The 22,319-nt window shown below is 63.5% G+C and carries 15 protein-coding genes and 1 pseudogene; 11 read left to right on the top strand and 5 right to left on the bottom strand.

Annotated elements, in window-relative coordinates:
• Positions 1-38: 38 nt before the first annotated feature.
• The 10 genes from P9292_RS20695 (at position 39) to parC (ending at position 15,747) form a co-directional block, all read left to right on the top strand.
• Positions 39-1,112 (top strand): HAD family hydrolase, encoded by a 1,074-nt coding sequence (locus P9292_RS20695; RefSeq protein ID WP_309842123.1) that lies wholly within the window; start codon positions 39-41, stop codon positions 1,110-1,112.
• Between the two features lie 43 nt (positions 1,113-1,155).
• Positions 1,156-2,820 (top strand): arylsulfatase, encoded by a 1,665-nt coding sequence (locus P9292_RS20690; protein WP_244827481.1) that lies wholly within the window; start codon positions 1,156-1,158, stop codon positions 2,818-2,820.
• Between the two features lie 18 nt (positions 2,821-2,838).
• Complete coding sequence (locus P9292_RS20685; RefSeq protein WP_309961031.1) at positions 2,839-5,418, top strand: fused MFS/spermidine synthase; 2,580 nt, start codon at positions 2,839-2,841, stop codon at positions 5,416-5,418.
• A 79-nt stretch (positions 5,419-5,497) separates the two neighbouring features.
• Entirely contained in the window at positions 5,498-6,466 is a 969-nt protein-coding gene (locus P9292_RS20680) for a transporter (RefSeq protein WP_250508789.1), read from the top strand.
• A 129-nt stretch (positions 6,467-6,595) separates the two neighbouring features.
• The gene (locus P9292_RS20675; protein WP_250464137.1) at positions 6,596-7,396 is read left to right on the top strand and encodes a hypothetical protein; all 801 of its coding nucleotides are present in this window, start codon (positions 6,596-6,598) and stop codon (positions 7,394-7,396) included.
• Positions 7,397-7,512: 116 nt separating this feature from the next.
• Positions 7,513-8,253 carry a methyltransferase domain-containing protein gene (locus P9292_RS20670; protein ID WP_309961028.1) on the top strand — a complete coding sequence of 247 codons (741 nt, stop codon included), beginning with the start codon at positions 7,513-7,515 and terminating at the stop codon, positions 8,251-8,253.
• 187 nt (positions 8,254-8,440) lie between these two features.
• Entirely contained in the window at positions 8,441-8,800 is a 360-nt protein-coding gene (locus tag P9292_RS20665; protein ID WP_244827998.1) for a DUF4399 domain-containing protein, read from the top strand.
• Between the two features lie 313 nt (positions 8,801-9,113).
• Positions 9,114-11,048 (top strand): ATP-binding cassette domain-containing protein, encoded by a 1,935-nt coding sequence (locus P9292_RS20660; RefSeq protein WP_250464141.1) that lies wholly within the window; start codon positions 9,114-9,116, stop codon positions 11,046-11,048.
• A 335-nt stretch (positions 11,049-11,383) separates the two neighbouring features.
• Positions 11,384-13,363, top strand: coding sequence for a DNA topoisomerase IV subunit B (locus P9292_RS20655; RefSeq protein ID WP_244827487.1), 1,980 nt, complete (start codon positions 11,384-11,386; stop codon positions 13,361-13,363).
• Positions 13,364-13,428: 65 nt separating this feature from the next.
• The gene (gene parC, locus P9292_RS20650; RefSeq protein ID WP_309961025.1) at positions 13,429-15,747 is read left to right on the top strand and encodes a DNA topoisomerase IV subunit A; all 2,319 of its coding nucleotides are present in this window, start codon (positions 13,429-13,431) and stop codon (positions 15,745-15,747) included.
• A gap of 49 nt (positions 15,748-15,796) precedes the next feature.
• Here parC and P9292_RS20645 read toward each other — a convergent pair.
• Both P9292_RS20645 and P9292_RS20640 read right to left on the bottom strand, forming a co-directional pair.
• A pseudogene (locus tag P9292_RS20645) lies at positions 15,797-16,374 on the bottom strand (PIN domain-containing protein).
• On the bottom strand, positions 16,371-16,838 hold the full coding sequence (locus tag P9292_RS20640) for a helix-turn-helix domain-containing protein (protein ID WP_309845180.1): 468 nt from the start codon (positions 16,836-16,838) through the stop codon (positions 16,371-16,373). Before P9292_RS20640 ends, P9292_RS20645 begins: the two are co-directional and overlap by 4 nt.
• 137 nt (positions 16,839-16,975) lie before the next feature.
• On the opposite strand from P9292_RS20640, the gene P9292_RS20635 reads away from it, so the two are divergent.
• Positions 16,976-17,434, top strand: a complete 459-nt coding sequence (locus P9292_RS20635) for a CopD family protein (protein WP_244827489.1) — start codon at positions 16,976-16,978, stop codon at positions 17,432-17,434.
• A gap of 3 nt (positions 17,435-17,437) precedes the next feature.
• On the opposite strand, the gene P9292_RS20630 is transcribed toward P9292_RS20635, so the two are convergent.
• From P9292_RS20630 to P9292_RS20620, 3 genes are all read right to left on the bottom strand, one after another.
• The gene (locus P9292_RS20630; RefSeq protein ID WP_309842142.1) at positions 17,438-19,930 is read right to left on the bottom strand and encodes an EAL domain-containing protein; all 2,493 of its coding nucleotides are present in this window, start codon (positions 19,928-19,930) and stop codon (positions 17,438-17,440) included.
• Positions 19,931-20,589: 659 nt separating this feature from the next.
• Positions 20,590-21,051, bottom strand: a complete 462-nt coding sequence (locus P9292_RS20625) for a RidA family protein (protein WP_244827491.1) — start codon at positions 21,049-21,051, stop codon at positions 20,590-20,592.
• 54 nt (positions 21,052-21,105) lie between these two features.
• Entirely contained in the window at positions 21,106-22,302 is a 1,197-nt protein-coding gene (locus P9292_RS20620) for a PLP-dependent aminotransferase family protein (RefSeq protein WP_309961023.1), read from the bottom strand.
• Between the last annotated feature and the right edge of the window lie 17 nt (positions 22,303-22,319).

Genomic DNA, 22,319 nt, shown 5'->3' with positions numbered 1-22,319 from the left:
GGCGCGGCAACACATTGCTTTCGCGAAAGGAGAGTCGAGTGCGGCGGGGACTTCGACACATTCTTGCTGGCGTGCGGGCCGCGCTGCTGACTGCCGCGTTCGCGGTGCTCCTGGCGGGCTGCGCGCGCTCCGGCAACGACGCGTCCGCGCAGGCCAGCGCCGGCGTGAGCGCCAGCACCGCGCAGACGGCGCAAGGCGTTCTGCCGTCGTGGCGCGGCGGCCGCGCTCGGCAAGCGCTCATCGACTTCGTGCAAACCGTCACGCGCGAAGGATCGCCAACCTATTTGCCGCCCGCGCGACGTATCGCCGTGTTCGATAACGACGGTACGTTGTGGAGCGAACAGCCTATCTATTTTCAGTTTGCCTTCATGCTCGATGAAGTGAAGGCGGCCGCGCCGAACCATCCGGAGTGGCGCGGCGACCCGGCGTTCAAGGCGTTGGCATCGGGCGACAAGGCCGCGCTCGCGGGCCAGCAAAAAGCATTGCTGAAACTGCTCGCGGTGGCGAACAGCGGCATGACGGTCGATGAATACGACAGCGCCATTCGCGCGTGGCTCGCAACATCGAAGCATCCGACGCTCGGGCGTCCGTACACCGCGCTCGTCTATCAGCCGCAACTCGAACTGCTCGACTATTTGCGGGCGAATGGCTTCAAGACCTTTATCGTGTCCGGAGGAACGATCGAATTCATGCGCGTGTTCGCCGAACAGGTCTACGGCATTCCGCCCGAACAGGTGATCGGGTCGAGCCAGCTCGTGAAGTACGTCGTGCGCGACGGCAAGCCCGCGCTCGTGCGCGAACCGAAGCTCGATTTCGTCGACGACGGTCCCGGCAAGCCCGTCGGCATCTACCGGAACATCGGCAGAAAGCCCGTGCTCGCATTCGGCAACTCGGACGGCGACTTGCAGATGCTGCAATACACGGCCGCGCAGGAAGGGCCGCATCTTGAACTGATCGTGCATCACGACGACGCGGCGCGCGAATTCGCCTACGACCGCCAGTCGAAGATCGGCAAGCTCGACCGCGCATGGGACGAGGCGCTCGCGCGCGGGTGGATCGTCGTGAGCATGAAGAACGACTGGAAGGCGGTTTATCCGGCAAGCGCGCCATGACGGGCGACGCGCGAAAGACGTATGGCGCTCAAGGAGAATCACAATGACCAAGCCGCAACTCCGACGCTTCCGCTATATCACCGGCGCGCTCGCCGCGCTCGCGGCGATCTGCGTGCTGATCGTCCCGCCGATCGTCTCGACCGCGCAGACGCCGAACGCGGCGAAGCCCGCGAAACCCGCGCCGGCTCCCGCGCCCGCCGCCGCGCAGAACAATAATCAGAATGGGAAGAAGCCCAACATTCTCGTGATCTTCGGCGACGATATCGGGCAGACCAATATCAGCGCATATAGCAAAGGCGTGGTTGGCTACGAAACGCCGAACATCGATCGCATAGCCAACGAGGGCATGCTCTTCACCGACTACTACGCGGAGAACAGCTGCACGGCGGGCCGTTCGACCTTCATCACGGGCGAAGTCACCTTGCGCACGGGGCTGTCGAAAGTGGGCATTCCCGGCGCGGACGTTGGCCTGCAGGCGCAGAACATCACCATTGCCGAGGCGCTCAAGCCGCTCGGCTATGCGACCGGCCAGTTCGGCAAGAACCATCTCGGCGACCGCGATCAGTACTTGCCCACCAAGCACGGCTTCGACGAGTTCTTCGGCAACCTGTATCACCTGAACGCCGAGGAAGAACCGGAGCGTCCTTATTATCCGAAGAACGACACGGCGTGGGTCAAGGCGAACGCGCCGCGCGGCGTGATCCATTCGTTCGCGGATGGCCGCGTGCAGGACACGGGTCCGCTCAACACCAAACGCATGGAGACGATCGACGACGAAACGACGAGCGCCGCCATCGACTTCATGCAGCGCCAGAACAAGGCCAACAAACCTTTCTTCGTGTGGATGAACACGACGCGCATGCATTTGTTCACGCACGTGCGGCCATCCATGCTCGGTCAAAGCGGCATGCCGGGCAACGAATACGCCGACGGCATGATCGAGCATGACAACGACGTCGGCAAGCTGCTCAAGGCGCTCGACGACATGAAGATCGCGGACAACACCATCGTCGTCTATACGACGGACAACGGGCCGAACCAGTTCTCATGGCCGGATGCCGCCACCACGCCTTTCCGCAGCGAGAAAAACACCAACTGGGAAGGCGCGTTCCGGGTGCCCGCGATCATCCGCTGGCCCGGCAAGATCAAGCCGGGGACGGTTTCGCGGCAGATGATCTCGGGCCTCGACTGGTTCCCGACGCTGGTCGCCGCCGCGGGCGACAACGGCATTGCCGACCGCTTGCTCAAGGGCGCGGCGATCGGCGGCAAGAACTTCAAGGTGCATCTGGACGGCTATAACTTCGTGCCGTATCTCACTGGCCAGACGAAGGACGCGCCACGTCACGAGTTCTTTTACTTCAACGACGATGGCCTGCTCGTCGCGATGCGCCAGGACGACTGGAAGGTGGTCTTCTGCGAGCAGCGCCAGCCGGGCGGCTATGAAGTGTGGGCGAACCCGTTCACGTGTCTGCGCGTGCCGAAAATCTTCAATCTGCGCATGGACCCTTACGAGCGCGCCGATATCGTCTCCGACCAGTATTACGACTGGACCACGAAGAACGTGTATATCGCGCAATACGCCGTCTCGAAGGTCGCGCCGTTCCTCGCGACGTTCAAGCAATATCCGCCCGCTCAACGGCCCAGCAGCTTCAGTATCGACCAGATGACCGACAACTTGATGAAGAGCATCGAAAGCGCGGGCAAGTGATCCGGGAGCCGAGAGACGATGACAGATCTGAGCGCCGCGATCAAATCCGCCCGGACCAAGGCAAGCCGCCGCGCACCGGCCAGCGCCGATGCGCATCACGCGAGCACCATGCGTCTCGCGTGGCCTGCGTTGCTGTTGTTTGCATCGGGCGGCGCGGCGCTGATCTACCAGGTGTTGTGGGTGCGGCAACTCACGCTCGTGGTCGGCATCGAAGTGCAGGCCGTGACCGTTGCGATCAGTGCGTTCTTTGCGGGACTCGCGCTCGGCGGATGGATCTTCGGCAAGCTCGCCGACCGGAGCATGCGGCCTTGGTTGCTGTACGCGGGACTGGAACTCGCCGTGCTTGGCCTCGGTCCGGGCGCGACGCACGCGCTGGCGCACTCGGCCGCGCTCTTCGCGACGCTGCAAGAGCGCGCCGGGCCGCTTGCGTGGTTCTTGCCGTTCGCGCTGGTCGGCGCGCCTGCCATCGCGATGGGCGGCACTTTGCCCGTCCTCATGCGTGCAACCGGCGCGTCGCGGCAAGACATCGGTGGCGCGGGCGGGCGGTTGTACGCGGCCAATACCGCGGGCGCCATCGCTGGCGCGTTGCTGCCGGTGTTCGTGCTGATTCCTTTGCTAGGCGTGCAGGGCAGCGCCTATGCGGCCGCGCTTCTCAACGCCTGCGCCGCGATCGGTGCAATGTTGCTCATGCGCCGCGCCGCCGTGCAGAACGGTTCGCTCGATGACCCCGCCGCGCGCGCCAGCGCCGCTTCCTCCGGCTCGCGCATCGCCATTGCGCTCTATGCCGTCGCGGGTGGCATCGCGCTCGGCTACGAGGTGATCTGGTCGCAGGCCATCGGGCAATTCGTCAGCACGCGCAGCTTCGCTTTTTCTATCGTGCTCGCCACGTATTTGCTCGGTCTTGCGCTCGGCAGCGCGATCGCGGCGCGCCATGCCCAACGGATACGCGACCCGTGGAGCGCATTCGGCGTGCTGATCGCGTTGGCGGGTCTGGCCGCGTTCGCGGGCGTCGCATGCGTGGGCGACTGGCTTTCGCTCGCCCAGCGTCACGCAGCCGACTTCGGCCTGAGCGTGACGGGCAACATGCTCGCGTCGATGAGCGCGGGCTTTGCCGTCGCCGCATGCGTGATCGTGCTCGTGCCGACGATCTTGCTCGGCGCGGCGTTCCCTTTCGCGCTCGCCATGGCCGCCGATGGGGACACGGCGCACGGAAGCGGCATCGCAAGCCGGGTAGGGCGCGTCGTCGCGATGAATACGGCGGGCGGCATCGGCGGGACGCTGTTTGCGGGTTTCGTGCTGATTCCGTCGCTCGGTCTAATCCGCTCGCTCGGCTTGCTTGCGGTCGCGGCGAGTCTGATCGGCTTGTCGGCGGCACTGAGCGCGCGCTCCGCACAAAAGGCCGGCATCTGGGCAAGCGCGGGCATTGCGGCGATCTCGGTTGCCGTCTCGATCGTCGTGCCGTCCGACCGGCTTGGCGTGCTGCTCGCCAAGGCGCATCACGGCAGCCTTGCCTATTACGAGGAAAGCTCGGGCGGGACGGTCGCCGTGCTCGAACAAGGCCCTGAGGCGCAACGGTTCCGCCGTCTCTACATTCAAGGTGTCTCGAACTCGGGCGACGCCATGACGTCGCTGCGCTACATGCGTCTGCAAGCGCTGCTGCCGCTCATCGTGCATGCCGGTGCGCCGCGTTCCGCGCTCGTCATCGGACTCGGCACGGGTATCACGGCGGGCGCGCTGCTCGCGTGGCCGGGCCTCGACAAACGGGTGGTCGCCGAATTGTTGCCGGCGGTCGTGCGCGCGTCGCCGGCGTTCGCGGGCAATTACGACGTGAGCGCCGATCCGCGCATCGAACTTCGAGCCGGAGATGGCAGGCGCGAACTGCTGTCGCGCGATGAACGCTACGACCTCGTGACGCTCGAACCGCCGCCGCCATCGGCGGCGGGCGTGGTGAACCTGTATTCGACTCAGTTCTACCGGCTCGCGGCGGCGCGATTGAACGAGCGCGGTATCGTCGCGCAATGGTTGCCAATCGCGACGCAAAACGAGCAGGAAACGCGCTCGCTCATCCGCAGCTTCATGCAGGTGTTTCCGCATGCCGCGCTCTTCACGACCGAGTTCCACGAGATGATGCTGATCGGCTCCAGGGAGCCGTTGACGCTCGACGTGCCGCGCATTCGCGAGCGCTTGGCACAGCCCGACGTAGCGCGCGCGTTGAACGAAGTGGGCATCGGCTCGGCGGAAGCGCTTCTTGCAACTTATGTCGCGGACGGCCCCGCACTTGCCTACTATGCCGCCGATGCCCGCCCCGTCACCGACGACGATCCGCGCATCGAATACGCGCCGTGGGTCGAGCCGACGGATTTTCCGGCGACGCTGACGCGCTTGCTGGCGTTGCAGAGCGAACCGCCGCTCGCAAACGACGACGCCGGATTCACCGACGCGCTGCACAGCGAGCGCGACACACTGCATGCGTTTTACCGGGCGGGACTCGATGCGTATCGTGGCGACCGCAACGCATGGGCGGGGGAAATTCGCGCGGTGCTGAGCGCCGACCAGGCGAACCCGTATTACCGCTGGGTGCTCGGCGCGCACGACTGAGCGCCGCATCTTGCTTGCGTGAAATCGTTGTTTTTTCTAAAGGCGATGAACCGGCATGACGTTACCGACACACCACCTCATGCATGCTTTCCGAGTCCATTGGCATCGCCTCGCCGTGGCGCTTTTCGTGGTCGGCGTCTGCCTGCTGCCTTTATCCTCGCGCGCGACCGAGGGCGCGTTGGGGCGGCCCGTTGCGGGCATGAGCGTGCTGTCCGGGATCGGCATTGTTCCGCCGGAGCCGCTGACGCTGGTGAGTCTGCAGCAAATTTATATCGATGGTTCCATCAGCGGCAATCGTCAGGTCCCGATTGCCGGCAAGACCTCGCTCGGGATCGACGGGCAAGTCGCCTTCACGCTCGCGACGGTGCTCAAGGTATGGGGCGGCTTTGCGGGATGGGACTTCGCATCGGGAATCACGGTTCCGTACGTATGGACCGAAGTGACGGCATCGTTTTCGGCGGGGCGTTTCGGAACGACGAGCAGCGACCGCGCGTCGAATCTGTTCGACCTCTACTTCACGCCTATCGTGGCCGGGTATCACTTTTCCCAGACGGCGCATATCGCGCTCAGCTTCAATTTCTGGGCGCCCACCGGTCACTACGATGCGAACGCGCTCGCCAATCCCAGCCTGAATAACTGGACCTTCGTCCCGCAGGTCGCGTTCACCCAGTTGATGCCGAAATACGGACTCGAATTCGACGTCGTGGCCGGTCTCCAATTCTATACGCGAAACACCGCAACCGATTATCAGAACGCGCCATTGTTCACGCTGGATGCAATGGGACTGAAGAAGTTCTCGAACGGCCTGGGGGTTGGCCTCGTGCTCGGAACGGTTCAGCAGTTGGGCAACGACTCGGGACCGCTCGCGGACAGGCTGAACGGCTTTCGGGGGCACGACTTTTCGATGGGTCCGATCCTCACCTACGACACCAAGATCGACGGCAAGCGCCCGTTGTCGGCGAGCTTGCGATGGGTGCCGTCGATTGCAAGCACGAACCGGTTGAAGAGCACGGCGAGCGTGATGGCGACCATGTCCGTCGCTTTCTAGGCCGCGGCCGCCCTTCGATCGACGAGTCGAAACGCTGCGTCCCCGGCGTTTTTTCAACTGCACCGCGCCTGCTTTCTGGTCGATAATGCGGCGAACCGTTGCGCCGCCGCGCCCACGACCCATGCGCTCATGACTGAAGTCGAATCCGCCGTCCTCGTTTTCGCGTTGCTGCTCGCAAGCACCGGCTTGGGCGCGATCGTCCGGCCGTTGCTGCCCGAGGAGCACAAGGCGCAGGAGACCGTGCAACTCGTGCAACTGCTGGTCGGCATGCTGGTGACCTTCGCGGCGCTCGTGCTCGGCTTGCTGACGGCATCCGCGAAAACGGTCTTCGATACCACCAACACCGACTTGCGCAGCTACGCGACATCGATCATCGAACTCGATCACACCATGCGCGATTACGGCGCCGACCTTGAGCGCGCACGTGCGCTCTTGCGCTCGTACACCGCTGCGGCGATCGCCAGCACCTGGCCCGACGAAGCGCCGCCCTTGGGCGATTATCCGGCGGTCGGCACATCGCTTGGCGGAGCCGACAATCTCGCGAGCCGCACACTCGGCGAATTGCTCAATCGTGGCCAGCATGAAGTGCGCATGCTCGCACCGGGCGATGCCTACCACCAGCGCCTCGCCGACGAATGCGCGACGCGCTTCGAAGACCTCATTGCGCTGCGCTGGAAGCTCGTCGAGGAAGCGCATGGGTCGATCTCCTATCCGTTCGACCGGATTCTCGTCGGCTGGCTGCTCATCATCTTTCTGTGCTTCGGGCTGATCGCGCCGCGCAACGCGCTGTCGCTCGTGACGATCACGCTGGGCGCGCTGTCGATCGCCTCGGCGGTGCTCGTGATCCTCGATCTCGACACGCCGTTCTCCGGTCCGATCATGGTGCACAGCCAACCGATGCGCGACGCGCTGGCTTATCAGAGCCGCTAATCTCCGGTTACGCTGATGCGTGCTTCGTCGCGCTCGCCGACGAGAAGCGCTAATCTCCTGTTACGCTGAGCGGCGCTTCGTCGCGCTCCATCACTCGTTCGCCTACAGAGCCGCTCATGTCCAGTTACGCTGATCCACGCATCGTCGCGCTCTACGACGCGCTCAATCCCGCCGCCGCCGATACCGCTTTTTATCTCGCGCTAGCCGAATCGGCGGGACATATCGTCGATCTGGGCTGCGGCACGGGCTTGCTCGCCTGCGAATTGGCGATGCGTGGCTACAAGGTCACGGGCATCGATCCTTCCGCGCCCATGTTGCGCGTTGCGCGCGCGCGTGCGCATGCGCATGGCGAGCGCGTGACGTGGATCGAAGGCGACGCCTCCGCCTTGCCGTTCGTCGCCCCTGCCGATCTCTTGTTGATGACGGGTCACGTCGCGCAAGTCTTTCTCGACGACGCCACCTTTCTCGCCACGCTCGTGGCCGCGCGCCGGGCGGTGCGTCGTGGCGGACGCATCGCCTTCGAAAGCCGCAATCCCATTGCGCGCGCGTGGGAGCGATGGACGCCGGAGCATTCGCGACGTCGCGTGAGCGGGCCGGATGGCCGCGGCGTCGAAGTGTGGCAGGAACTCCACGCGACCCCCGATCCGCTAATCAGCGCACGCGCGGCCTTCACGACGCACTATCGTTTCGACGATGGCGAGACGCTATCCGCAAAGAGCGAGTTGCGCTTTCGCTCGCGCGATGAGTTGGCGCGCCTGCTCGATGACGCGGGTTTTGCGCAGATCGATTGGTATGGAAACTGGGATCGTGCGCCGGTGACGGACGAGAGTCCCGAGTTGATCGCCGTGGCGTCGTGAACGCTCGGACGCGAGCGCGCCACGTTGGCGTGGCGAGTAGCCACGACAACTTCACGACACGCGGTGTATCCTTGGTCGCGGCCTCGGCGCGAAGGCTCGCGCAATCGGCCGGTTTATCGACAAGGAGAACACGATGCTTAAGAAAACGCTCTCGAAAGCGCTGTTGCCCGGCGCATTCGCGCTCTCGATGCTCGCTGGCGCGGCACATGCGCAATCGTCGCGCGTCTACTTCGTGGAGCCGAAGGACGGCGCCACCGTCACGAGCCCCGTGCATGTGAAGTTCGGCGTGGACGGCATGAAGATCGCGCCAGCCGGCACGATGACGGAAGGCACCGGACATCACCATCTGCTCATCGACAGCGGTCCCTTGCCCAAGGGCACCGTGATTCCCGCGAACGATACCTCGCTGCACTTCGGTAAAGGCCAGACGGAAGCCGATGTGAAGCTACCGCCGGGCGATCACACGCTCACCATGCAGTTCGGCGACGGCCAGCACAAGTCGTATGGGCCGGAAATGAGTTCCACCATCAAGGTTCATGTGAAGTAACGTGAGAGCGGCGGGGCAGCGGCGATTCCTTGCGGAATGGCCGAGGCTGCCGTCGCGATTCTTTCGTCCCTACACCGGCACGCCGCATCCGCATCCAGCCGACGATTGCATCAGCCGCATCGACGTCCCATGCGTTTCGGACCAGCCACGCCGCCGCCCTCATCCATACGGCCAGGGCCTTTGCCGACGACCGCGCGCGCACGCCGCGTTTCCGACTCGCCATCCTCGTCCATTCAGCCAGCGCCCCAACCCTCGGGCCTAACATCGGTACAATGGCCGCTTCCCCGGTATCGCACTGTTCGCATCCATCCCCATGTCGCTTTATTCCATTACGGACGCGCAGCTCGCGTTCGGTCACGTCGCATTGCTCGATCACGCGGATTTTTCGCTCGAAGCGGGTGAACGCGTCGGTCTGATCGGCCGCAACGGCGCGGGCAAGTCGTCGCTACTCAAGATCGTGGCGGGGCTCGCCGCGCCCGACGACGGTCTCGTCACGCGTCAGAACGAACTCTCCACGGTCTATGTGCCGCAGGAACCCGAATTCGATCTCGACGCCACCGTGTTCGATGTCGTCGCCTCCGGCCTGACCGAAGCACGCGCGCTCCTCGACGAATACGACGCCGTCGCCCACGAACTCGCGGATACCCCCGAAGGCGCGCAGCACGACGCCTTGCTCTCGCGCATGAACGCGCTGCAATCGGCGCTCGATTTGCGCGATGCCTGGAACTGGCGCAATCGCGTCGCGACCACGCTCGCGCAGATCGGTCTCAACGGCGACGCGCGTTCGGGCGCGCTGTCCGGCGGCATGAAAAAGCGTGTCGCCCTGGCCCGCGCGCTCGTCGTGCAGCCCGACGTGCTCTTGCTCGACGAACCGACCAACCATCTCGACTTCGACGGCATCCGCTGGCTGGAAGACCTGCTCGTGACACTGCGCACGGGGCTGCTGTTCATCACGCACGATCGCGCGTTTCTGGATCGCGTGGCTACACGCATCGTCGAACTGGATCGCGGGCGGCTCTTGTCGTATCCCGGCAACTTCAGCGCGTACCAGACGAGAAAGGCGCAGCAACTCGAAGTCGAACAGGTGGAAGCGGCGAAGTTCGACAAACTGCTCGCGCAGGAAGAAGTGTGGATTCGCAAGGGCGTGGAAGCACGCCGCACGCGCAGTGTCGGACGCATTGCGCGGCTCGTCGAGATGCGCAACGAGCGCGCCGAACGCCGCAACGTGCAAGGCAACGTCAAACTGGATGTCGGGCAGGGCGAGAAATCCGGCAAGATCGTCTCCGAACTGACCGATGTAACCAAACGCTTTGGCGGGCGCACCGTCGTCGATGCCTTCACGGCCACCGTCATGCGCGGCGACAAGATCGGGTTCGTCGGGCCGAACGGCGCGGGCAAGACGACGCTGCTCAAGCTGATTCTCGGCGAATTGCAGCCCGACGAAGGGCGCGTGCGTACCGGCACGAACATTCAGGCGGCGTATTTCGATCAGATGCGCGCACAGCTCGATCTCGACAAATCGCTCGCCGACACCATCAGCCCCGGCAGCGAATGGGTCGAAGTGAACGGCGTGAAGAAGCACGTGATGAGCTATCTCGGCGACTTCCTGTTCGCACCGGAACGCGCGCGCTCGCCGGTGCGCTCGCTGTCGGGCGGCGAGCGCAATCGGCTGCTGCTTGCGCGGCTCTTTGCGCGGCCCGCCAACGTGCTCGTGCTGGATGAGCCGACCAACGACCTCGACATTCCCACGCTCGAACTGCTCGAAGAACTGCTCGCGGAATACGACGGCACCGTGCTGCTCGTGAGTCACGACCGCGCTTTTCTCGACAACGTGGTGACGTCCGTGTTCGCTGCGGAAGGCGGCGGCAAGTGGCGCGAGTATGTCGGCGGCTTCTCGGACTGGCAGATTCAGCGCGAACGTTCGGAGCGTATCGCCGAGGAAGCCGCGCGTCAGAGCGCGAAGGAAGCGACGAAGGACGACGCGCCGAAGGAAAGCGCGGCCGGCCGCAACGCGCAACGCAGCGTCAAGATGTCGTTCAAGGAACAGCGCGAGCTGGAAGCGCTGCCGGTGCGCATCGCGGAACTGGAAGAGGAGCAAAAGCGCATCGGCGCGCAGCTGGAAGACGGTTCGATCTTCGCGAAGGACGCGAAGGAAGGCGCGCGTCTTTCGGAGCGGCACGCAGCGATCGACGAGGAACTCATGGTTGCGCTCGAGCGCTGGGAAGAGCTCGAAGCCAAGCGCAAGTAACACACGCATTTCAGCATGCCTGGCCGCGACCGCGCGAAATCGGCGCGGTCAGGGCTGGCCTTTTATTCGTCCGATGTGGGCGGCGCGGACGAAAACCGCTATTCTCCTAGCGCGGCCAAGGATCGGCGGGCGGGGCGAGCGCTCCGCACGAGCACATCCGGCCAGGCAGATAACGTTTCGAGCAATCGATCAAGCATTCGCCGGCACTTCGGGCGCATGTCGTGGCATTCCCGCGAGCACGCACGATGCCGGGTCAACGTTCAACTATGACCACGAAAAAATCCAGCGCGGCCGAGTCAGGCACGCAACACCGCGCAGCGCAACGAGAGCGCGCGATGAGCGCGAAAGCGGCCGGCTACAGCGAAGCATCGATCAAGGTTCTCAAGGGGCTCGAGCCGGTCAAGCAGCGGCCCGGCATGTACACGCGCACCGAGAACCCGCTGCATATCATTCAGGAAGTCATCGACAACGCGTCCGACGAGGCGCTCGGCGGCTACGGCAAGCAGATCACCGTCACGCTTCATACGGACAACTCCGTGTCCGTCGAGGACGACGGCCGTGGCATTCCGTTCGGCTTGCATCCGGAAGAAGGCGTGCCGGTGGTCGAAATCGTGTTCACGCGCTTGCACGCGGGCGGCAAGTTCGACAAGGCCGCGGGCGGCGCCTATACGTTTTCCGGCGGGCTGCACGGCGTGGGCGTTTCGGTCACGAACGCGCTTGCCACGCGCCTCGAAGTCACGGTCTGGCGCGACAACAAGATCGCGCAACTGGCGTTCGCCAATGGCGACGTCATCGAGCAACTCGTCACGCGCCCCGGCGACCGGGGCGCGAAAAAGACGGGCACGCGCGTGCGCGCATGGCCCAATCCCAAGTACTTCGACTCCCCGAATTTCCCGCTCGGCGAACTGCAGCGCCTGTTGCGTTCTAAAGCCGTCTTGCTGCCGGGCGTGGAAGTGGCGCTCGTCATCGAGAAAACGGGCGAACGGCAATCGTGGCGATACGAAGACGGTTTGCGCGGCTATCTGCTCGAAGGCATGGGCGGCAGCGACTTGCTGATCCCGCTTTTCGAAGGCGAACGTTTCGCGGAAAGCTCGCGTTCCAGCGAGGAAACCTTCGCCGAAGGCGAGGGCGCGTCGTGGGTCGTCGCGTGGAGCGAGGAAGGGCCGCTTCTGCGCGAGTCTTACGTCAATCTGATCCCGACGCCCGCGGGCGGCACGCACGAATCCGGCCTGCGCGACGGGCTCTTTCAGGCGGTTAAAAGTTTCGTCGAGCTTCATAACCTTCAGCCGAAGGGCGTGAAACTTCTCGCCGAGGACGTGTTCGCGCGCGTGTCGTTCGTGCTCTCCGCGAAAGTGCTCGATCCGCAGTTCCAAGGCCAGATCAAGGAACGCCTGAACAGTCGCGATGCCGTGAAACTCGTTTCGTCGTTCTCGCGTCCGGCGCTCGAATTGTGGCTCAACCAGCACGTGGAATACGGCAAGAAGCTCGCGGAACTGGTGATTCGCCAGGCGCAGGCGCGTACGCGTGCCGGGCAGAAGGTCGAGAAGCGCAAGAGTTCCGGCGTCGCGGTGCTGCCGGGCAAGCTGACGGATTGCGAATCGACGGATATCGCGCGTAACGAACTCTTTCTCGTCGAGGGCGATTCGGCGGGCGGCTCCGCGAAAATGGGCCGCGACAAGGAGTTCCAGGCCATCCTGCCCTTGCGTGGCAAGGTGTTGAACACGTGGGAAACGGAACGCGACCGGCTTTTCGCGAACAACGAAGTGCATGACATCGCCGTGGCGATCGGCGTCGATCCGCATAGTCCGGACGACAAGATCGACCTGTCGAATCTGCGCTACGGCAAGATCTGCATTCTCTCGGACGCGGACGTCGACGGCTCGCACATTCAGGTGCTCTTGCTCACGCTTTTCTTCAAGCACTTCCCGCAATTGATCGAACGCGGTCACGTGCATGTGGCGCGTCCGCCGCTCTTTCGTGTCGATGCCCCCGCGCGCGGCAAGAAGCCCGCGCAGAAACTCTATGCGCTCGACGAAGGCGAACTCGAAGCCATTTTAGACAAGCTGCGCAAGGACGGCGTGCGCGAAACCGCATGGACCATCAGCCGCTTCAAGGGCCTCGGCGAAATGAGCGCGGAACAACTCTGGGACACGACCATGAACCCCGACACGCGCCGTTTGCTGCCGGTCGGCCTGGGCGATCTCGGCTTCGATCTCACCGTCTCGCGCATGACCATGCTGATGGGCAAGGGCGAAGCCGCGTCGCGCAGAAGCTGGCTCGAAGAGAAGGGCAACGAAGTGGAAGCGGACATCTGAGCCTCGCAATCTGGCCCATAGCGCCCGCATGCAACGCGCCCTGAACGCATAACAACGGATATTCGATGGGAATCACAGACGATCTCTTCGCCGATCAGCAAGCAGCACCGGAAGGCGAACAACTCACACTCGGCGATTACGCCGAACGCGCTTATCTCGACTACGCGGTGAGCGTGGTCAAGGGCCGCGCGCTGCCCGACGTGTGCGACGGGCAAAAGCCCGTGCAGCGCCGCATCCTCTACGCGATGAGCGAGATGGGGCTCGCCTCGGGCGCGAAGCCGGTGAAGTCGGCGCGCGTGGTCGGCGACGTGCTCGGCAAGTATCACCCGCACGGCGACCAGTCCGCCTACGACGCGCTCGTGCGTCTCGCGCAGGACTTTTCGATGCGCTATCCGCTCATCGACGGTCAGGGCAATTTCGGCTCGCGCGACGGCGATGGCGCGGCAGCCATGCGCTACACCGAAGCGCGTCTCACGCCCATTGCGCGCCTTTTGCTCGATGAAATCGATCAGGGCACCGTCGATTTCATGCCGAACTACGACGGTTCGTTCGAAGAGCCGAAGCTCTTGCCCGCGCGTCTGCCGTTCTTGTTGCTCAATGGCGCATCGGGCATTGCGGTGGGTCTCGCAACCGAGATTCCCTCGCACAATCTGCGCGAAGTGGCGCAGGCCGCCGTCGCGATGATCCGCGACCCGAAACTCGGCCATGCCGGCGTGCTGGAAAAGCTGAACGGCCCGGACTTTCCGGGCGGCGGGCAGATCATCTCGAGTCACGCGGAAATCTCGACGGCCTACGAGACCGGACGCGGCAGCCTGAAAGTGCGCGCCCGCTGGAAGATCGAGGAACTCGCGCGCGGTCAGTGGCAACTCGTCATTACCGAATTGCCGCCGAGCACGTCCGGACAGAAGGTTCTCGAAGAAATCGAGGAGCTCACCAACCCGAAGATCAAGCTCGGCAAGAAGACGCTCACGCCCGACCAGTTGCAGACCAAGCAGACACTGCTCGGCTTGCTTGACACCGTGCGCGACGAGTCCGGCAAGGACGCGCCCGTGCGGCTCGTGTTCGAGCCGAAGTCGAGCCGTATCGACCAGACCGAATTCGTGCATTCGCTGCTCGCGCATACGAGCCTCGAATCGAACGCGGCGATCAACCTGGTGATGGTCGGCGCGGATGGCCGGCCGCGGCAAAAGGGCATCGTCGAAATCTTGCACGAGTGGGTCGGCTTCCGCTTCGTGACGGTGACGCGCCGCACGCAGCATCGGCTGAACAAGGTGAACGACCGCATCCATATTCTCGAAGGGCGGATGATCGTCTTCCTGAATATCGACGAGGTCATTCGCATCATCCGCGAGGCGGACGAGCCGAAGCAGGCGCTGATCCAGCGCTTCAACCTGTCGGACCGGCAGGCGGAAGACATCCTCGAAATCCGCTTGCGTCAGTTGGCGCGGCTCGAAGCGATCAAGATCGAGCAGGAGCTGGCCGACCTCGGCACCGAGAAGACGAAGCTCGAAGAGTTGCTCAATAGCGATGCCGCGATGAAGCGTCTGCTCATCAAGGAAATCGAGTCGGACGCGAAGCAATATGGCGACGATCGCCGCACGCTGATTCAGCAGGAAAAGCGCGCGACCTTCGAAGTGCGCGTGGTCGACGAACCGGTGACGGTAGTCGTCTCGCAGCGTGGCTGGGTGCGCGCGCTGAAAGGCCACGGACTCGATCCGGCGGGCTTCACCTTTAAGGCGGGCGACAGTCTTTACGCGGTGTTCCAGGCGCGCACGCCGGACACGCTCATCGCATGGGGCAGCAACGGGCGCGTGTATTCCGTGGCGGTCGCCTTGCTGCCGGGCGGCCGTGGCGACGGCGTGCCGGTCACGTCGCTGATCGAACTGGAGTCGGGCTCGCACTTGCTGCATTACTTCGCGGCGACGGCGGAGCAGCCGTTGCTGCTGGCATCGAGCAATGGCTTTGGCTTCATGGCGAAGCTCGGCGACATGGTGAGCCGCAACAAGGCGGGCAAGGCGTTCATGACGATCGACGAAGGCGCATTGCCGCTTGCGCCGATGCCGGTCGTGCCGGGCGCGAACTATGTCGCGTGTTTATCTAGCACGGGGCGACTGCTCGTGTTCGGCATGGACGAGATGAAGACGCTCTCGGGCGGCGGACGCGGCGTGATTCTGATGGCGCTCGACCCGAAGGAAACCTTGCGTCAGGCGCTTGCCATCGATGCACGCGGCGTGGTGATGATCGGCACCGGACGCGGCGGCAAGCCGAAGGACGAGAAGCTGTCGGGCTCGCAGTTGCAATTGCATCTGGGCAAGCGGGCGAGAAAGGGCAGGACGCCGGATGGGACGTTGAAGGTCGCGGAGTTGAGGCCGGTGTTTGAGTGAGGGCGATTGCGGGTCCGTCGCGATGCCGGTTTGCTTCCGGCATCGCGCTCTACAAGACCGACCGGAATCTCGCGAGAGATTTACAAGTAGTGACGAGCCCCTGCTTCGACAGGATGTCGAGATAACGGTCCACGTCGAGCAAAGGGTTCCTTAGCTGTCTGCGTTGACGTTGGGCCGCGAGCACCACGGCGGCTTCGTCGAGATCGAAAAGATTGTCGACGAACACATCGGGGTGCTGCGCCTCGACGTCGTAGGTCGACAAGACTTCGTCTGGAAAATCGCGCTTGTTGAACGTGACGATAACGCTCGCGCCGCAGCGAATTGCCGCCGCCAGCACATGGCGGTCGTTGGGATCGGGAAGGTCGAGCGCGTCGATGAGTTCGTCATAGTGGCTGACGAGTGCGTCTGGAATGGCGGCATCCATCAGGGCGGCCGTGCGGTCCACTTGTCGTGCCGACAAGTCGGGACGGTTACGCAAGAGATTGCGCTTCCATTCGTCGTGTATTCGCGCGCTCCATCGCGCTCTGAAAAAAGCCCGGACAAACCCAGCCACATCAGAAAGTCTCGCAACGGCGCCGGGTACAACACGCACGCATCATAAATAACCGTAAAGCGGGAACTCCTCATTCGTAACCCATTCCTAGTTCTTGTGCCTGTCGGGTTAATGCTTCCATGGCCCGCTCGCTTTCTTGATCGCGCTCGGCTTTGTAGCGCATGAGGTCCGTGAAGCGCACGCGGCGATGCTTCCCGGTCTTGCGAAACGGCAACGCATTGGATTCGAGCAATTTGACGAGATGCGGTCTGGAAACGTTGAGCAGATCGGCGGCCTCCTGCGTGGTCAGCTCGGCGTGAACCGGGACCACTCTTACAGCGTTGCCGTCCGCAAGTTCGGCGAGGATATCGACGAGCAGTCGAAGCGCCGAAGTTGGCAATTCAACTTGATGCGCCTTTTCATGGTCATCGTAAATTTGAATGCGTTGAGTCTGAAATCCGGTCGAGAGATAGGCGGCAAGTGTGCGCTGTCCTTCGCCCGCAACCTGTACTTCGCGTTCGACCGGCAGCGTCGTCTCGGATATGGCTGGATGGGTCATGGCTGTTCTCATGTACGTTCGGCAGGCTTTCCATTTTATTCGAAATAAACGAAAATCGCAGCAAACAAAACGGCTACACATCGCGTCACTCGCGGCACCTTCCTCCCGAACCTAATCACCCGATAATCAAAAGACCCATGACCCACGCCATCGAAGCCGCCCTTTTCCTGCACCTGCTCGGTGTCGCCATATGGATAGGCGGGATGGTCTTCGCGCATTTCTGCCTGCGCCCGGCGCTCGGCGATCTCACGCCGCAATTGCGCCTGCCGCTCTGGGAAGCCGTGTTCGCACGCTTCTTCAACTGGGTCGCGGGGTCGGTGCTCGTGATTCTGCTCACGGGCGGCTTCCTGCTGTGGCAGTTCGGCGGTGGTCACGCGGCGTGGCCGCTGCACGCCATGGCGGGGCTCGGCATCGTGATGATGCTGATCTTCGGGCACATCCGCTTCGGCGTGTTTCCGCGCATCCGTCGCGCGGTGCAGGCGCAGAACTGGCCCGATGGCGCGCGCGCCGTGGGCACGGTGCGGCGCCTCGTCGTGATCAACCTGGTATTGGGCGTGGTGACGATCGGTACTGCCGTCTTGTCGCGCGGCTTTTGAGTCTCAAACGCCGCGTTCGTCGCTCAGCGCGGGACTCGGCGGCTCTTGACCCGCATGGCCCGCATCTTTCTCCGAGCGTGGCATGACCCCTCGTGTCAAGCCGCATACGCCAAAGCGGTCGAGCAAGGCCTGCACGCCATCCGCGGGTACGGGCCGCGAGAACAGGAAGCCTTGCGCTTCCACCGGACCGAGCGCCGCGAGCCACACGATCTGCTCTTCGCGTTCCGTGCCTTCCACGACCACCGTCAGGCCGAGTGAACGCGCGAGATTCACGATGGCCGACACCATCACGCACACGCTGCGGTCTTCGGGAATCGCCTGGATGAAGGAGCGATCGACCTTCAAGGTATCCACCGAAAAACGGTTCAGATACGACAGCGACGAATAGCCCGTGCCGAAGTCGTCCAGCGCGATACGCACGCCAAGACGCTTCAACGCCATGATCTTTTCCTGCACGAGCTCGGGATATTCAACCATCACGGTTTCGGTGATCTCGAGTTCGAGCTTGTCCGACGGAATGCCGCTCGCCTCGATGGATCGCGCCACCGTCTCAAGCAAGTCTCCCCGCCAGAATTGCACGGCCGATATGTTCACCGCGAGCGACAAGCCGGTGTAGCCCTCGCGCTGCCATTGCGCGAGCTGCATGCAGGCCGTGTGAACCACGAAGTCGCCCACCGCGACGATCAAGCCGGTCGACTCCGCAACCGGAATGAATTCGTTGGCGGGAATCAGCCCATGCTGCGGATGATTCCAGCGCACGAGCGCCTCGAACCCGGTAATGCAGCGCCGCGCCAGATCGATCTTCGGCTGATATACGAGAAAGAGCTGCTGCTCCGTCAACGCGACGCGCAACTGCTGCTCCCACTTCATCAGATGATCCGCGCGATGCGACAACTGCGGCGAATAGAACTGATAGCAGTTCTTGCCCGCGTCCTTCGCGCTGTACATCGCGAGATCGGCCTTCTTCAGCAGATCGATCTCGCTTTCGTTCGATACCGAAAAGAGCGCAATGCCGATGCTCGCGTGCAGCACGAACGCACTGCCGCGCACATCGAACGGCGTGGCGAACATGGTCGAGATGTCGTCGGCGAGCGTGATCGCGCGCTGCTCCACTTCCTCGCCCTTGACGACCACCACGAACTCGTCGCCGCCGATACGCGACAGTGTGCCGCTTTGTCCGACGGTTTCGGCGAGACGCGACGCCGTCATCTGCAGGACGATATCGCCCGCGTTGTGGCCGAGCGTGTCGTTGACGGTCTTGAAGTTGTCGAGGTCGATGAAGAGCAGCGCAAGCCGTCCGATGTTCTCGGTGTGCGCCACGTCCTGCCGCAGCCCGCGCAGAGTCGAATAGCGATTACGCAAGCCTGTCAGCAAATCGTATTCGACGAGATGCGTCATCTCGCGCTCGCGCCCGAGCAGCTTGCCGATGAGACCCGTGGCGACCGCGAAGAAGCCCAGCATCGCGAGCGAGATGAAGCCCGCCATCAGCAGATACACGTTGCGCGTGTGATTGAAGTCGACGAGTTCCTCGCGCTCCGAAAGGCCGACGAGCACGCCGAGCGGATAGCCGTCGATATGCCGGTAAGACACGATGCGCCTCACGCCGTCGATCGGATCGACATAGATGCCCGACGCGTGCTCCGAGGTCGGATACACGCCGCTCGCACTGAACTCGCCGTGGACGGGGCCGCTCGCGTTGCGCGCGCCGCTGCCCTTGGCTACGGCGTTCGGCGCGCGTGCATCGGAGGCCGCAGACGAAGCGCCAGAGGCGCCGGATACGCCAGCTACGCCAGAAGTGCCCGCGCCGCCGCCCGTACTGCGCGCGAGCACCGAGCCGTTGTCTGACACGACCGCGATCACGCCTTCATGCCCGATGGAGGCGACGTTATAGAAATCGCTCGTGAAGTACGCCGGGTCTTCCGAAACGACGACCACGCCCGCGAACGAGCCATCGGAATGATTCAACCGCCGCGTGATTTGCAGCGTCCAGATGCCGGAGACGCGTCCGCGCACGGGCCGGCTGATATAGAGCAGGTCGTCGTTGGAGTGGACGTGAACCTTGAAGTGCTCGCGATCCGACAAGTCGATGGGCTTCGGATGCGGATCGGCCGTCGTGGCGATGAGCGCGCCGTGTTCGTCGATGAGCGAGACTTGCACGAGCGTGTCGCTCTGCACGACGCCTTTGTCCACGGTAGCGATGAGATCGAACTCGCTGGGCGACTTCTCGTATTCGTACTTGACAAAGCGCGTGATCTGATCGACCTGATGGATCGCCTTGATCGTGTGCTGTTCGAGCGCGGAGGAGAGGATGGCGGCGGACGCCATGGATTCGTGCGTGGTGGATTCACGTTCCACCGAGAGCCGCGTGAAGATCACGGCCCACAACGACACCAGCACCAGTGTGCCGAGCACGGGAATGAGCAGCAGTGCGCGCCGCCGCCGCGCGCCCGGTGTCACGGAGCGCGCGTCGCTGGCCTTGATGCGCGAGCGCTTCATGGAAGGCGTGGGCCCGCGAGGGCATGCAACGCTTCGGCTGACGAAGAGCACGAGAGGTTGCAAGCTGCCGAGCGCGCGATGTGTATGAAGCGGACCATGTCTTCTTGCGTTGAGGCGAAACGAGCCACTATACCGCGCGAGTTGGGCGACCACGCTTCGAACGACGATGCATGGCGAATCTGGCGCCATGCGCTTCGCGTGAAAAGCGTTCGGCGCCCGGCGGTTACTTGAAGCCGTGCGGCAACTGAAGCAACTACAACACGGATTTGACGATGAGGGTGCGACTTATCTGACAGCATACGTTTGCGCCGAAGCGCAAGCGGCTGAATACGACACGAATCGCGCTCGAGCTTTTGTGGTCCCCGATTGTTCAGATATTAGCGAACAGACCCGAGTTCGGAAAGGGGCGTCGCCAAGGGGTATACGCGTGGCACGACTTGCCGATGAACCGGCGTCCCGCAAGCAAAATGTGCCATCGAATATCGTAACGAAATGGCTGCCGATGCCTGCCGACGAATCGTTTCGGCAGGCGCGAATGCATCGGCGAGGGGCTTTCACCGCGAACGCGCATTCAGCCGTTCTTGGCAAGCATGCAAACAAAAAACCCGGCGCCTGATGACGCCGGGTTCTTGCGACCGTGCGGTGCGAAGGCGAAAGCGTCAGGCTACTTCGGCGATCAGTTCGATTTCCACGCATGCGCCAAGCGGAATCTGCGCCACGCCGAAGGCCGAACGCGCGTGCTTGCCGGCATCGCCGAAAATATCCGCGATGAGTTCGGACGCGCCGTTGGTGACGAGATGCTGCTCGGTGAAGTCTGGCGTCGAATTGACGAGGCTCATCACCTTGACGATACGGCGCACGCGGTTCAGGTCGCCCACATGCGCGTGCAGCGTCGCGATCAGGTCGATGGCCACGTTGCGCGCGGCGGCCTTGCCTTCTTCGGTGGAAAGCGTGTCGCCGAGCTTGCCCGTATAAACCTTGCCGTCTTTCTTGGCAATGTGTCCCGACAGATAAACCGTGTTGCCGCTCTGCGCGCTCATCACGTAGGCGGCGGCGGGCGCGCCCGCGGTCGGCAGGTCGATACCGAGTTCCTTCAGCTTGTCGTAAACGTTGGATGCCATCGATGACTCCTGGAGTGAGTTGAAGCGCGACGCCAATGAAGCGCCGCGCGTGGATCAGACGCTCGCGCGCAGCAGTGCGCCGAGCCTGGCGACGCCTTCGTCGATCTTCGCGGGCGGCACCGTCACGAACGAAAGACGCAGCGTGTTGTGCTCGGCGTCGTTGGCGAAGAACGGACCGCCCGGCACGAACGCCACGTTCTCCGCGATGGACTGTTCGAGCAGCTTCATCGAATCGATGTGCTTCGGCAGTTTCACCCACACGAACATGCCGCCTTCGGGCCGGTTCCATTCGACACCGGCGGGCATGTGACGTTCGAGCGCGTCGAGCATGGCCTGACACTGGTCGCGATACAGCGCGCGGATGGTCGGCACATGTCGATCGAGGAAGCCGTCCTTGATGACTTCATGAACGATACGTTGCGTGAGACTCGGCGTATGCAGATCGGTTGCCTGCTTGGCCTGCACGAGTTTGAAGTGCAGTTCCTCGGGCGCGATGATGTAGCCCACACGCAGACCCGGCGCCAGCACTTTCGAGAACGAGCCCAGATGGACGATGTGATCGGGCGCCATCGAGAGCAGCGTGGGCAGCGGAGCGCCGGCGTAATCGAGCGCGCCGTAGGGGTCGTCCTCGATGATCGGAAACCCGGCGCTTTGCGCGAACGCGGCGAGCGCGCGGCGGCGTTCCAGCGGCAGACGGCGACCCGTCGGATTCTGGAAATTCGGCTGTGCGTAGAGCAGGCGTGCATCGGCGGTGAGCGCGGCGCTCAGTCCTTCGGGGATGAGGCCGGCTTCGTCCGTCGGCATCTGCACGTAATGCGGCTCGAACATCGAAAAGGACTGCAGCGCGCCGAGGTAAGTCGGCGTTTCGACGAGCACGCGGCTGCCGGGATCGACGAGCGTCTTGCCAAGCAGATCGAGCGCTTGCTGCGAGCCCGTCGTGATGAGCACCTGGGTCGGACGAATGGTCACGCCGTCTTTCGAATAACGCGCCGCGATCCATTCGCGCAGCGGCATGTAGCCTTCGGTCGCGCTGTACTGAAGCGCGGCGGCGGGCTGATCGCGCAAGATGCGTTCGGACGCGACGCGCATTTCCTCGACGGGAAACGTCTGCGGCGAGGGCAGGCCGCCCGCGAAGGAAATGACTTCGGGCCGCTCCGTGACTTTGAGAATTTCACGAATCGCCGAGCTGGTGAGCTTGCGGGCGCGTTCGGAAAGTTGCCACGGCGTGGCGCGCAGATCGGCTTGATTCATGGAATGTCTCGCTTGGG

The organism is Caballeronia sp. LZ001, assembly GCF_031450875.1.
Taxonomy (GTDB): Bacteria; Pseudomonadota; Gammaproteobacteria; order Burkholderiales; family Burkholderiaceae; genus Caballeronia.
Note: the sequence above shows the minus strand (reverse complement) of the source record. Positions and strands in the feature narration are given on the sequence as shown.

Excerpts from the sequence above, each read along its gene's own strand:
- P9292_RS20690 (WP_244827481.1), top strand. The coding sequence starts at position 1,156 with ATGACCAAGCCGCAACTCCGACGCTTCCGCTATATCACCGGCGCGCTC.
- P9292_RS20685 (WP_309961031.1), top strand. The coding sequence starts at position 2,839 with ATGACAGATCTGAGCGCCGCGATCAAATCCGCCCGGACCAAGGCAAGC.
- P9292_RS20680 (WP_250508789.1), top strand. The coding sequence starts at position 5,498 with ATGCATGCTTTCCGAGTCCATTGGCATCGCCTCGCCGTGGCGCTTTTC.
- P9292_RS20675 (WP_250464137.1), top strand. The coding sequence starts at position 6,596 with ATGACTGAAGTCGAATCCGCCGTCCTCGTTTTCGCGTTGCTGCTCGCA.
- P9292_RS20670 (WP_309961028.1), top strand. The coding sequence starts at position 7,513 with ATGTCCAGTTACGCTGATCCACGCATCGTCGCGCTCTACGACGCGCTC.
- P9292_RS20665 (WP_244827998.1), top strand. The coding sequence starts at position 8,441 with ATGCTCGCTGGCGCGGCACATGCGCAATCGTCGCGCGTCTACTTCGTG.
- P9292_RS20660 (WP_250464141.1), top strand. The coding sequence starts at position 9,114 with ATGTCGCTTTATTCCATTACGGACGCGCAGCTCGCGTTCGGTCACGTC.
- P9292_RS20655 (WP_244827487.1), top strand. The coding sequence starts at position 11,384 with ATGAGCGCGAAAGCGGCCGGCTACAGCGAAGCATCGATCAAGGTTCTC.
- parC (WP_309961025.1), top strand. The coding sequence starts at position 13,429 with ATGGGAATCACAGACGATCTCTTCGCCGATCAGCAAGCAGCACCGGAA.
- P9292_RS20640 (WP_309845180.1), bottom strand. The coding sequence starts at position 16,838 with ATGACCCATCCAGCCATATCCGAGACGACGCTGCCGGTCGAACGCGAA.
- P9292_RS20635 (WP_244827489.1), top strand. The coding sequence starts at position 16,976 with ATGACCCACGCCATCGAAGCCGCCCTTTTCCTGCACCTGCTCGGTGTC.
- P9292_RS20630 (WP_309842142.1), bottom strand. The coding sequence starts at position 19,930 with ATGAAGCGCTCGCGCATCAAGGCCAGCGACGCGCGCTCCGTGACACCG.
- P9292_RS20625 (WP_244827491.1), bottom strand. The coding sequence starts at position 21,051 with ATGGCATCCAACGTTTACGACAAGCTGAAGGAACTCGGTATCGACCTG.
- P9292_RS20620 (WP_309961023.1), bottom strand. The coding sequence starts at position 22,302 with ATGAATCAAGCCGATCTGCGCGCCACGCCGTGGCAACTTTCCGAACGC.